This is a genomic window from Photorhabdus akhurstii, assembly GCF_018448925.1.
Lineage (GTDB): Bacteria > Pseudomonadota > Gammaproteobacteria > Enterobacterales > Enterobacteriaceae > Photorhabdus > Photorhabdus akhurstii.
On sequence record NZ_RCWE01000016.1, the window covers coordinates 75970 to 89794 of the forward strand.

General features: G+C 38.4%; 7 protein-coding genes and 1 pseudogene. 5 read left to right on the forward strand and 3 right to left on the reverse strand.

Going from position 1 to position 13825, the window contains the following annotated elements; all coding sequences use genetic code 11:
• The first annotated feature begins 130 nt into the window (after positions 1 to 130).
• Both EAE93_RS16560 and EAE93_RS16565 read left to right on the forward strand, forming a co-directional pair.
• Entirely contained in the window at positions 131 to 1525 is a 1395-nt protein-coding gene (locus EAE93_RS16560; protein ID WP_051560903.1) for a DUF6973 domain-containing protein, read from the forward strand.
• A gap of 241 nt (positions 1526 to 1766) precedes the next feature.
• Entirely contained in the window at positions 1767 to 2315 is a 549-nt protein-coding gene (locus tag EAE93_RS16565) for a hypothetical protein (protein WP_036783164.1), read from the forward strand.
• Between the two features lie 247 nt (positions 2316 to 2562).
• Here the strand turns inward: EAE93_RS16565 and EAE93_RS16570 are convergent, their stop codons facing one another.
• The 3 genes from EAE93_RS16570 to EAE93_RS16580 all read right to left on the reverse strand — a co-directional run bounded on the left by EAE93_RS16570 (position 2563) and on the right by EAE93_RS16580 (position 9986).
• The gene (locus EAE93_RS16570; protein WP_214040125.1) at positions 2563 to 7005 is read right to left on the reverse strand and encodes a hemagglutinin repeat-containing protein; all 4443 of its coding nucleotides are present in this window, start codon (positions 7003 to 7005) and stop codon (positions 2563 to 2565) included.
• A 65-nt stretch (positions 7006 to 7070) separates the two neighbouring features.
• Positions 7071 to 8738 carry a ShlB/FhaC/HecB family hemolysin secretion/activation protein gene (locus EAE93_RS16575; protein WP_214040126.1) on the reverse strand — a complete coding sequence of 556 codons (1668 nt, stop codon included), beginning with the start codon at positions 8736 to 8738 and terminating at the stop codon, positions 7071 to 7073.
• A 657-nt stretch (positions 8739 to 9395) separates the two neighbouring features.
• A complete protein-coding gene (locus tag EAE93_RS16580) occupies positions 9396 to 9986 on the reverse strand; it encodes an inclusion body family protein (RefSeq protein WP_036783173.1) in 591 nt (196 codons plus the stop codon).
• Positions 9987 to 10498: 512 nt separating this feature from the next.
• Between EAE93_RS16580 and EAE93_RS16585 the strand changes: the two genes are divergently transcribed.
• The 3 genes and pseudogenes from EAE93_RS16585 to EAE93_RS16595 all read left to right on the forward strand — a co-directional run bounded on the left by EAE93_RS16585 (position 10499) and on the right by EAE93_RS16595 (position 13564).
• Entirely contained in the window at positions 10499 to 11227 is a 729-nt protein-coding gene (locus EAE93_RS16585) for a LuxR family transcriptional regulator (RefSeq protein WP_036783176.1), read from the forward strand.
• Between the two features lie 448 nt (positions 11228 to 11675).
• Positions 11676 to 12380 (forward strand): annotated as a pseudogene (locus tag EAE93_RS16590) (PTS transporter subunit EIIC); the annotation flags it as partial.
• Between the two features lie 11 nt (positions 12381 to 12391).
• Complete coding sequence (locus tag EAE93_RS16595; RefSeq protein WP_214040127.1) at positions 12392 to 13564, forward strand: MalY/PatB family protein; 1173 nt, start codon at positions 12392 to 12394, stop codon at positions 13562 to 13564.
• The last annotated feature ends 261 nt before the right edge of the window (positions 13565 to 13825 follow it).

The window sequence follows — 13825 nt, forward strand, 5'->3', positions numbered from 1 at the left end:
TATAATAGCACTGTGTCGGAATAACCATTTTTGCAAAAATAATATAATAACTCACTCGACACGATTACGTGAAACGCTAGGTGTAATCTAGATAATTATTTTTGCAATTATATTCTATAAGGAACATATTATGAAAATTTCTCCTCTGAACTTTCCGCCTATTAACGTTACTATCCCTGGCAGTGATGGTTATAAATTTCACTTTGAAGGGCGTGTAACTTCAATTACTCAGGGCCACATAACTGCCTCAGGATTGGCAGATTTTATAGATGTGCCGATTAATTGGGGGGCAGGTGCCATTTCTGGTGCTGAAAGAAACTTTGATATTCCTTTCATCAATTTTGGCGATTTTAATATTAAAGTCGATTCGATAAGAGCTGACAATATTATCAATGCTATTCCTGGTTTTACGCATGAACAAAAGGCTAAATTAGAAAGCATTATTACTGAACAGAAAGCATTAACTAATAAGACCCCTCAAGAAGCGACAAAAAATTTAGCGGGTATGACGCTTGAAGAACTAGTTTTATATCAACGTTACATCTCAGAATTTCAAAAATCCAAATCTGAAAAAGCAATTGAATCAGTGAATAAAGCACTTAATATTATTAACAATACACCTGAAGGATTAACGTTAATTGATGCTAATAAGTACCCTTACGATAAGAAACATACGACAAATGTGGGCATAATTAAATTGACATCTAGGGTAGTGATTAATTCCCAGAAGAATTTAGATGATTTTTTAAATAGTGAGATTAAAAAGTCTGATGATTTTTGGAATGAGATTGGAAATAAATATCGAAGAGCTGTTAGAAATTTGTTTTTGTATTATAAGGAAATGAAAGCTAAATTAAGTAGAGCGCTCACTACAGAAGTCGCTCGATTAAAAAGAATTAAAGAAGATCTTGAAAAATCAAGAATAGAAATTAATGAAGCTATTCATGACGGTCAAAACACAGCAATTCCGCCTTCGGTGAAGCAATTAATTTTTGCCAAGTTGTACCCGAAAGAAGCGTTCGAAATTGGCCTTTTTAGTCAGGGTTCGACAAATATCACCACCAATGCAGTGCGCTTTGCAACCCAAGGTGATGAGAAAAAAGGGGGATTCACTCAACTCAAGGACATGCAGGGTGAAGGAACGCAGGTGAATGCTTTTCGACATACTATTTGGCAGGCTACTCTGTCAGCCAGATATGGGGAAAAAATTGCTAAACATGCAGGTGATGCACATGAAGTTGACCCTCGGGTTGATCTGAATATCCGGCAATTTGTAGTTCTCAATGATGCTGATCAGACTATTGATTTACTTAATAACCAAATAGGCCGCCATATTGGGTTGAGCTCAAATACAACATCAATGAAAATGTTAGCGCTCATCGCATTAGAAAAATTTCATAAAGAAGGGTTATATGTTGCCGTTAAGAATGCTCATGGTTATGAAGTTGTTAAAGAAAAAATTTCCGATGTACAATACGCTTATATGAAGTCTGTATTTGAAAGCCTTGATGAAAACGGCAAATAAAACAGTATAACTTATTGAAAAATAATAGCTAATACAAAACCTCAGATGAAGATCTGAGGTTTTGTGTTAAAAGCAGAAAAAATTATGGCATATGGTTACTATGTATAACTTATACTATATCTATCCTGATATAAAAGACATTCAAAATCCTCAAAAAATAATTACTAATAAGTGACATTTTATTATAATATAAGAAAGAAGTATGAATAAAAATTAGTTATGTATAAGGAGAAAATTGAAGATGAAATTAATGAATAAAAATTTATCTATTGTTTTAATCATATTTTCTATTTTTGTCTCTGTTTATTTTATTTTTTTCAAAAAATGGGATGTTAGAGAGGCCATTGCCGATTATACCAATGAACATTGCCAAATAAATCAGGAATGCTTAATTGATTTAAGTAAAATAACACCATTTCATTGGGATCGTGCCTATATATTCCCTACAGGAACTCGTCCTAAATCTATAGAAAAGGCGATTGGTATGCATTATCAATTTATTGATGTTGGGGTGAAATTTATTTTTATCAAAAACAAAGAAATCGTTTATTTTGAAGAATACTTCCCTTATCCTGATTATCGTGACAAAAATCAAATTGTACCTAATTTTGCCAGTTTACTATATCCAGAGAGTAATTTCCCTGAATATTACTTTTTAACAAAAGAAAACAGTCAACTGTTTATCAAAAGATATCATGGCACATCGAGCAAACGTAAGCGTAATATGTTCTATGAGATATCTCCCTCAAATGAAAATCAATCCGAAAAAAATAACCTATATAAGGAATAGTTGCTTATTTTTATAGAAAATATTGTTGGAAGTGTAAGACGCTATGGTTTTGCTTTACAGTTAGCGGGCATTTTATGATGGTTTAAAAGGCATGTTGGCTCTACTATGGTATGAAAGTGGAAAAATATATAACCTGCAATTTACTATTTTGAAAAGTTGTTTATTTTCAATTGGAATTATTGAAATATTCAATATACGTAGCAATAAAAAGATCCCTCATTTGAAGGATCTTTTATAAAAGAACAAATTAATCAGATTTACGATTAATTATTTCGCCATTAGTTGTACTAGCTTCGGTTTCATTACTATACGTTTTCACCAAAGGTATTTTGCCGGACAATACACCTTCCTGAACTGCCTTAACAATTCCGCTAACAGAATCAGGTAATGCAACATTGCCGCCTTTACTATTGTCATAGCCGGTAACAGATTGTTGCTCCACATTTTGGGTATTAAGAATGACATTACCTTTCTCGCTACCAATCTGTCCGCCAATTAGATGAGTATTTCCTTTTACATCTAAATTAACCCCTTGATTACCGGAAATAGCCGATTGTTCGCCGACATTTTCTCGATCTTTAATATCGACATTGCTTTTAAGTTTACCTGTAACCCCATTAATACCTTTAATATTATTAAGACTATCAAACGCGGAGGTTAATCTTTCCTGCCACCCTTTCGGTTGTGGATCTTCGGTTGGGTTTTTAGCTGGATCATCTTTCAATACCTCATCTTTCGATACATCGTCTTTAGACGAATCATCCTTAGTTGCCTCGTCTTTAGGAATATCGTCACTTTTTACTTTGGATTCTTTGGTGTAATTAATGCCAGCATCAACACCGACATTTAACCCATGTTCAGTATCTTTACGGCTTTCAACTCGTAAATCACCACCAATATTGCCTTTTACCTGATCAGCCTCTATCCGTGCTCCGGCAACTGTTGTATCACCGCCGCTATTGATCACGACATTTTCACCTTTGATATGGCTATTACGTTGGGTTGTTGCTTGCAGGCGATCAATACCTGCTTTGACTTCCCCGCCGAAGTTCTGTTTTGTGGTCGTGGTGGTAGTGTCATCCTCAGCTTTCTTGATCGAATTTGCATTCCCCCCATTGCCTTTCAGGTTAAACTCCCAACCATCGTTATTAATGCGATCCTGAGCAGATACCAGTTCAACATTACCTTGTTTAGCATTCAGGTCGATTTGCTTACCGGTCACTTCAGCGCCTTTCAGCGTCAAGTTATTGCCTGCATTTAGATTGATGCCTTGTTTACCGCCAATCTCACTGACCTGAGCTGTGGTACTATTCTTGCTATCCGTGTTGTAGCCGCCGCCAAGACCGAGATGAACATTCTTGCCCTCCGGCGAATTCCCCCCTTTAGCAGAAGCTTCGCCGTTATAACCGGTCGTTGTTTTCGTTACGCTATTGGTGGCGTTATCAAAACGGATATCACCTTTAGCATCGATATTGACTTTACCGGCGCCAGCATTCAGAGATGTGCCTTGATATTCGGCATCCCTTTCGACACGAATATTAATGTCATCCGTTGCGGTAATCCGACTGGTTACTGCTTCGGTTGTCACAGTATGGCTGCTTTGTGTGCCGCCTTTGCCTTTACCATTACCGGAGATATCTTCACCGGTGGTGGTGTAAACACGTAAGTCAGCATTGCCGCGGGTTTCACTGTGGCTGCTTTGGTGATGATTCTGTGCTGCTTCACTGTTATGGCTACCGGCAGTCAGTGTAACGTTACCCTTATCAGCACGATATTGAGTACCTTGGTCATACAGTTCGCCGTTGGTTTTAATGACGATATCGCTAGCCTGAACAGAAGTCACAACCGCTTCGGATTTTTTGTTCGCGGTTACGATGCTACTGCCGTTAGCGGCAATATCCGCGCCGAAATTGGGTATGCCTTTTTTGGTTAAAGTGCCATCCAGCGCAGATTTAGCGGGTTCTTTGACCACTTTCTCCATTGGGCGAGTGACCGCGCTATAATCGACATTGACACCAATATCTGTGCCAACTTGTAGTTTGTGGTTGGTATTTGCTGTCGTATTCGATACGGCCAGATTGCTGACTTTGCCTGCCTCAGCGGTATAAGCGCCATTGACTTCATGCTTCGTCCCTTCCTGAACCAATTCACCGTTGGCTTTAATGTTCAAATTACCTGCGATCTGAGAACCGGAAACAATGGCAGTCGTACTGATATGATTGCTGTTGTTGCCTTCATAACTACCATGAATACCGGAACCGACTTTATCGATTCCTCCAGTGAGATAGGTGCCAACATACTTTTTACTCTGAGATTTCTCTTCGGATTTTTTATTATCCGCGGCTAACAGATGAACATTCGCACCGGTGATCTTAGCATCACCTGTAGTCGTCACCAGATTGGAACCACGTAGGGTGACATCTTTATCAGCATCGAGAGTGATGCTACCTCCACTTAACGTGGAAGCTTGCTGTGTTATCGTCTGATTTTTTTGACTGTTACTGGTATGTTCAATGCCTATTCCGGCACGATACTGTTTATCCCCCTTTGGTTGGAAGTGGATTTGCGGCTCCAGAGAGGTGCTTTGTTTATCAACCTGTTTCTGTTCGCCATAAGAGAGCACGTTGACATTACCGGATGTGTTCAAGCTAAGCGCGCCGCTACTTTGCACTTGACTGCCGATAATATTGATATCTTCATCACTGAGTAATTTGAGATCCGCTTCAGAAACCAACTCGCTGCCATGAGATTTCTGTTGCTGGCTATTGGCTCTTTTTGAACTATTAGTGATGTTGAGTACGGTGCCTGTTCGCTCATCAACTTTCTGGTCGATATAACTGACTGCATTATCGATGGTTAATTTGCCACTATTAGCATTTACAAAAGCACCTTGGGTCGCTTTCACTTTGCTGCCGGTAATGGCAATACCCTCATAGCCTGACAGCAATAAACGCCCATTCGCCGTTAATTCAGATGCATGGCTGGTTTCTTTCAACTCACTATTGTCTTTATTCCCACCGCCGCCGATACCGCCCCAATATCTTTTATCATCACGTACCGCACCGTTGTTAGCCGTTTTCTGAACATCGATTTGCAGTTGTTTACCGGCTTCCAGAGTCAGGTTTTGACCTGCATGGACTTTCGCCCCAAAAATCTCGGCTTGATTTCCTGCTTTAATATCAAGATGACTACCTGCTTGTAATTCACTGGCAATCAAGCGCTCGGTCTGTTTACTCTCTTCCCAACTTCCGGTCTGCAATTTAGCCGTGTGATTTTTTTTATAGCCTTTTTCTGATGATGTTTCTATTTCAGTTAAACCGGCAATCTGTACATCTTTTTTCGCTGTAACGGCCAGCTTATCGTTGGCATTTATTTGGCTGCCACGGATCTTAACATCGCCTGCAACGGCATTTAAATTCACATTCTGCCGGGCGGTTATCGTATTCCCTGCCTGATGCAGTTTTTCACTTTCCTTAGTCACCTCATGGCGCCGGGAATAACTCCATTGGTTATCAATATTTTTAGTGGATTGCTTTAACTGCTGCCCATCTAAAGTCAGATTAGCGCCACTCAGATTAACATCATCACCCACGATATCAGTGGCTGTAATTCGGTTATTACTGTTGGCGACCAATGAGATATTTTTGCCTTCAAGTTTAGTACGGGCAAGTGACTGGCTACTTTTACTATTATTGACATAAGAACCGCTGAAATAGCTTTGGTAATTATTGCTACCATCACGGCTATATGATGATTCGCTAACTTTACCTTTTACTTCAATATTATTACCTGTGAGCGCAACATTTCCGCCTTGCAGGTGTGCCGCTTCTAAATTGAGATTACCGTGGGCATTAACCGTAATCTCATCACTGGCAGTGAGAGAACCTTGCAAATTAACTCCACTGCCTTTTGCCGTATTAAGTAGCCGGATACGTCCGGCTTGCATACTGCCGAGATAATAGCTATCCAGCACATTGGTTAACTCTTGTTGAGAATCAATGATTTCCCCTGTGGCTGAGGTTTTATTTTCGCCGCTGATTGCATTAATCTCTTTCTGAGCGGTGACTGAGCCTCGGTTATCAATTTTCGGTGCGATAAGATCAAGGATCGCATTGGCGATCAAACCATCCGATTTAATTTTCAGGCTGTTCTGATTATCAAATGTACTGAAACCTTGTAAATTACCTTGTTCTACCAATGGATTACCCACCACCAGAGACGCGCGGTTAGTATTAATAAAGCCACATCCATTACAGGTAATGCCGTTTGGGTTTGCCAGTACATAATCTGCTGCGATACCAAACACCTCCTGCTGACCTAATAACAGGGAAGGGTTCCTGCTGATAACTTCATTCAGAATCAGACTAGCGGCTTGACCATTTAAATTAGGGTTAGCGGCGAGCTGACCCGCTAATTGTGATTGCCCCTCCTTCAACGCGTTATTTAGGACGACGCCCATCTGACCGACGTTGTAATCCAGATATTGGTTATGTGACAGCCCGGAAGAGGAGGGTGTCACGATATTCACAACCGTTGCTTTACCTTCGGCCGCGAAAATATCGGGATGGTGTGCTGGATCGCCACCACCAACGATTTCACTGGCAAAACTGGTAGAACAAGAGACAAGAATGATTGCCATAGAAGCGGCGAGCTTGCCGGTAGGGGATAACCTGAATTTTTTGTTTTTCATACATTAAGTCTCTATATATTTAGTTATATTGCTGTGTGTACAGCGTTGGGTACTGCTTAAAACCATCAAAAGGTGTAAGAAAAACGGACTAGCACCTGAATGGGCTCATCAGATGCTTGGCGATTGGAAAGCAACTTTCCTCGGCTGGTTTCTATATCGAATACCATGCGCTGGTATTTCAGCGTGGCGCCGGAACTGATACCGGCGCTGCTTTGCCAACCTTGTGGGCTGCGATATCCCTGAACCCGGCCAGTATCAATGCCGATACGCATTGATAATGTGCTGCTGGCGAGGGGAAATGTCCGGGATAGCGTATTTTGCAGATACCAGCCGTTATCCCCGGATAGCGTATTTTTGCTAAATCCCCGCACTGCATTCCGATCAGTGATATTTAGCCATTCGACGCCGGGCAGACCGCGCCGGTTGTATTGTCCATAAAACAGGTTATTGAGCTGATAAGGCGAGTTGAACAGCATAAAACGCTGATGCAGATTGACCATCAACTTGCCTTTGGTGAACTGTTTATCGAGATAAGAGGTGCCGGTTTGTGCTCCAAACCAAGGTAAACCCTGTTCAACACTCAGATTGAGCGTGATTAATCCTGTTGGAATGATATGTAAATGATTAACGCCGAGCTCAAAGACACTCAATGTTTGGCTACTGACGCCAATCTTGGCATTGTCGATGTAATTATTGTAATTTTTGTAAGTCAGTTGCCCGCTGACACTATTAATCTGAGATTGATTACGATAGAAGGCAAAATCGGAACGCATGCCGATTTGTTGTGTATCACCATAAATCTTTATGGTTCTCATTTGTAAATGGGGGCGGCTGGTATATTGGGAATAACTACCAAACCCACTGAATGTTGCCGCGCCATAGGGCGCCGAATAAAGCAGAGTATAAGCACGGCTATACCGGTTTGATGGGCTATCTAACGTACTACTGGCATTCAGACTGATGAAATCGGATAAACCAAATGGACTGTCAAAACTGATATTTGTGCGGACCAGCCATTTCCCAGTACTCTTTTGCCCATAATTATCAGTTTTAATATTCAATAACCAAGGCTTACTGCGCTGATTATGCAGTTTGATCACTGAGCCGCCATTTACCGTTCCCGGTAAAATATCCAGGGTGACTTTATTGGACTGTAGCCGGTTAGCCTGATCTAAACCTTGATCGAGTTGTGTGATATTGAGCGGTTGTTTTTCCAGACCAGGAAATAACATACGACTATTCACCCAGCGATCACCGCCTTCAATTTTCTCAATAAACCCTTCGATAAGGTTTAGCCCTAACTCTCCATCGGCATTAGGCGCAATAAACTGAATACGGGCGGTGATATAGCCTTTACTGATATAAAGGTGAGTCAGTTCGTGGCTGAGCCGGTTGATATCATGACTGCTGATACACTCCGGGGACAAAGCGCTGAGCGTACTTAAATCCCGAACCGAGAGCAGAGAAATCCCTTTAAGGTAAACACCGGTTAACGGCAGACATTGCTTAGATTCCGGCAATACCGGCGCAGGAGTTGACTCAGGAGCGGTATTGGCCTGCTGCTTCAATTGCTGATATCGGCGTTGTTCTATCAGTTGGTTAATTTCCCTGGAACTATCTTGCAGCGTTCTTCTAGCCTCAGTCATTGGCAGATTATCATTTACCTCTGCCGGTGAAGCGATTATCTGAAAGGAAATACAACCCAATATTAAAATAGATATTCTTTTTATCATTCATTCACCGATAAGGATGATATTTTATTCCATAAAACATAAATATAGGGTGATAGCCCGATAGTAATGACATGCGTATTGGCTAGTTTATTTGTTATTAAAGCACACTCCTGGTTATATCTTGCTCTGATTAACGAGTGGCGTTTCTTTTATATCTCGATTTTCTATTAGAAATTTCAATTAGTTGGTTATTCGGATAATAATGAGTTAATAAGAGCAATGATTTTATTGCTTATTAATGAATTAACTTAAGTGGAATAAGTAACAGGTGATGTTTTTTTAAATAATAGCGTGGGTTTTACTAGGAAGATTTTTAAAGAAAGGCTTAATCTAAGCAAGTAATAATAAGCTAAATTTTAATTCACTGTTACTTAGCTTGATAGACGATAATATCAGATGTAATAGTCCCTGTAAGTTATTTTAGCTAAAGGAATCAATAATAGAGAGAAAATCATTTGAATAGATAACAGAATAATTGTCGGAAGATTGTTAAACTCATGGAGAAGAATAGACTTACCTGGATGTTAGATGCTTTTCTCTATACGGTGGTGATATTATTATATAAATTAGTGTTTATTGCAGATATTTAAGTAAAGTGAAAAATACTGGAAAACTATTTTAATAATTTTCCAGTAGAAAATGACAATATACAAATGATTAGTTATTAGTTACTTCAACATATGGATCATATCGATAATAGCCTAGGAGTTTTTTGCCATCATAAGCAGCAAAGAACCAGGTATATTGCTCTACACCTGGTCTATGAGCTATTGCTTGGAAATAACTGTCTTGAGATTCAACAAAAATTACCTTAGGTTCATCCTCATTCGCATTAACTCCTGAAGGGACCATTGGAACTTTTTTGCCTATAGGGTTCTGTGACCATATTTGTGATGGGACAGAGACGACATCTTGTCCTGTACTAAGCTTTTTGAATTTATACAGTATAATTGTATAGTCGAAATTATTGGATACAGTTGTCGCCCTCCACCTAATATTTGCATTAATAGGAACAGTTACACGAGCACCAGATGAACTCGCCACTTTTAGTCCAAACTCTGGAGTATAATTAGCTATATATACATGCTGACGGATAATTGTTGGCTCTTTAGGGTCCAGAGAACTTTTAAGATTATTAGTGCTAAGATATTCAATTATTGAATCAATATCAATAACAAAGGTCACATCAGCTGTAACAGCGTTCCTGGTTATAGCAATATCATCTTTACCCTGAATGATTTCACTCATTATAACACCTCTTTACATATTTAAACTATTTATTAGGAATTGAAAGATTATTTTGTTTACTAATTATTATTCTAATAACTTTCTTTTTATATAATTAACTATTAAAGTTGAAACAGCTACTGGTATAAATCATAGTTTATACGGGAAAATTACTCATATATTTATTAGGTATTACTTCATATGATTCAATACTTTAATTAATTTATTGTTGTAAAGAACAAAACATAATTTTTTAGAGTAAAATATTAAATAATTACTTATGTTGACTTGAAAATGGTTTAATATTCTTCATATGGCTATAATATGTTTTTATATATATAATTTTTCATGATTATTAAATTTTCAATCCTATTGATATAATTTCTCTTGTTTACGAATAATACATGGTGGCTTATCAGATTATGCCTCTGTATAACAGTAAAGAATTATTTTCTCTATTAAGTTTAAATTCTGCTACTATAATAAATATTAGGATTCACTATCAATATTCTTAATTTTCAAGAGGACATTGAATGAATATTTATCGACCATATACCTTACCTTATAATTTTCATAAATTAGACGTAGATCCCCATTTTGTGGCTGAAATTTGTGAACTTATTAACAAAATTTCGGGGTTTAGTTTGTTCTCCCTTTTATTAAAGGCGCGTTTTCCTATATCTAACCGAGAAGTGTATTTCTTTAATAATTATCATGAATCTTGGAGAGCCCTTTATATAGAAAAAAAGTATTGGATGATTGATCCCGTTCTAAATTTCCGGCCAGTGCCGCCTTCTTTTTCAAAAATATGGGATTTGGATTTCTTTTCAAAATCTAATGGGCAAGAACTTTGGTATGTGAATCAGAAATATGGGTTTCGCTCTGGGATCACCTTTGGTCTTCCTGCATTTTCAGGAACTTATGGAGTATTTTCTGTTGCGGGAAAAGAGGGGCCTATTGATAACGAGACAATGTATAAATGTAGTGGAGAAATTTTAGGAGTATATATTAGGATAATAAGATACTTAACATCACACACAAAGTATTTACAATCGTTCTATATCGATAATACCTCATTTTCACATAGAGAATTAGAAGTATTAAGGTATACCGCAGATGGGATGACATCAATTGAAATTGCATCAACCATTTGTGTCACTAAAAGTACAGTTGATTTTCACCTAATGAATATCGTCAAAAAACTGGATTGTAAGAACAAATTCCAGGCAATAGCTAAAGCTGCATTACTTGGCTATATATAACTAATATCAATTTGTAATTATCAGATGATTATATTTTCTATCTTATAAATTAACTCAATAATTAATCCTATTGTTCAAATGGATTATTAGGAGAATTTGAACAAAAACTGACTTTTTACCTTTGTATCTTTATTGGTGCCATTGTAAATAGGAATTGGAGATATTTTCCTGACAAGATGACAATGATATCTATTCAAAATATAAAATCAGGCTCAACCAACACACTTTTCCTTTGGCAGAATTGTAATATTACGGTTCTGCCTGTTCTTTACTTAATATATGAATGACTTAAAGGATAATAATGATTTTTTGAGCAGCTTTTACGTGATCCTAGCAAACTAATAATCCTTCTCTAAAATATTTATCAATAGTAAACCATTTCACCAGATAATCCGTAGTGTTATTGATTAAATAATTCCTAATAGTATCAGCTGGAGTCATTATGCTCATTATGTTCGCAATTGCAATCCCGCTAGGTATGGCACGCGAAAATAAAGGTGTGGCAGCTTTTACCGGCTTCGTAGGTTTTACAGTATTTCATCTGGGATAAACTTTTATTTAACAACCACAAATATCTTGCCAACGACAGATTCCACGATATTGAAAGCCAATAACATCCAAAATATTCTTGGCATTCAATCCATTGATACTGGTATTTTGGGGACAGTTATAGTCGGCATTATTGTTTATCTACTTCATGAGCGTTGTAATACCATTCGATTGCCCGATGCATTGGCCTTTTTTGGCGGAGTACGTTTTGTTCCTATCATAACGACATTAATTTTAATACCTGTTGTTGTGGTGATTTGGTTTGTTACCTATTACATTATTTTCCGATTTGCTATCATCCGATTTAATATCAAAACACCAGAACGCGAAATTGACAATAATCACAAAGTGAATAGACCGCCAGCGGTTACGAATAAATCGGATTATGATATTCCGGCAATAGGGGGTAAAGATAATATCGTTATCACTGGATAATTGCATTACTCGTCTACGTTTATCTGTTAAAAACATATCCTTGGTTGATAATGAACAATTGAAGAACTTACGGATACTGGGGATTATTTACCTCAATCAACATAACTTACAAATCGTTATCGGGCCGCAAGTACAATCAGTAAAAGATGAACTTGATGTATTAATTTAAGGAAGAAAACAATGTTTGACTTTGACACCTCGGTTAATCGCCGTGGTACTTGGTGTACCCAATGGGACTATGTTGGAGATCGTTTTGGTGTTGATGATCTTCTCCCTTTTACCATCTCTGATATGGATTTTGCTACCGCTCCCTGTGTGATTCAGGCGTTGCAGAAACGCTTGGATCATGGCGTGTTCGGTTACAGTCGTTGGCAGCATGAAGAATTTCTTAGTGCTATTCATCATTGGTACCAGCAACGTTTTAATTGCGAAATTAATACAAATTGGGTGGTTTATGGTCCTTCTGTAATTTACATGGTATCGCAATTAATCCGTATTTGGTCTAAACCTGGTGAAAATATCGTTGTTCACACTCCTGCTTATGATGGTTTTTATAAAGTTATTCAGGGGAACAAGCGGCGGTTGCTTCCTTGCTCACTTGAGAAACAAGGCAATAACTGGGTGTGCGATATGAATCAACTTGAAACTTTGCTATCCCAACCAGAAACCAAAATATTATTACTGTGCAACCCACACAACCCAACAGGCAAAGCCTGGAGTCACTCTGAACTTAAAACGATGTCTGAGCTGTGTGAGCGTTATAATGTTAACGTCATCAGCGATGAAATTCATATGGACATGACTTTGAGAGACACAAAACATATTCCCTGGAGTGAAGTTGCCACGACGCATTGGGCATTAATAACCTCTGCATCCAAATCATTTAACCTTCCTGCCCTTACGGGTGCTTATGGTTTTATTAATGATGATCATAGCCGTGCGGCATATACTCATCAACTAACGCAGAGTGATGGATTATCTTCTCCTGCTATTTTAGCGATATCAGCCTATATTACAGCTTACCGGGAGGGACATATCTGGCTTGATGAACTGCGCAATTACTTGAGTGATAACTTGAATTATGTGGCACAGGAACTGAATGCTGCATTTCCACAATTGAACTGGCAGCCACCACAGGCAACTTATTTGGCTTGGATAGACCTGCGTAATCTGAATATTGATGATGATAAATTGCAGCAGATACTTATCCATGAAGAGAAAATTGCCATTATGCCGGGTAAAATTTATGGTGAAGCTGGTAAGGGATTTCTTCGTTTTAATACAGGATGCCCCTGTAGTAAAGTTGAATTGGGAATTCAAAAATTGATCTCAGCATTGAGAAAACTTTGCTGAAAATAGTTAATACTGGCAGATAAACTATTGCCATTATATTTTCAGTCAGCCGATAATTTAATGAGAACCGGGACAGTTAGCTACACCGACGATATATCTTAAAGGGAAGAGCATGAGATGACGATAGCGATTGAACATGTGCAGGACATTCAATTAACCCACATTGAAGCGTTGGCTCAACTGGTAACTGGTTAGAGATACGCGCCTGCGCCGTGAATGACAAGGAAGTGTATTAGATTAAGGATGCGATCGGTAAGGCTC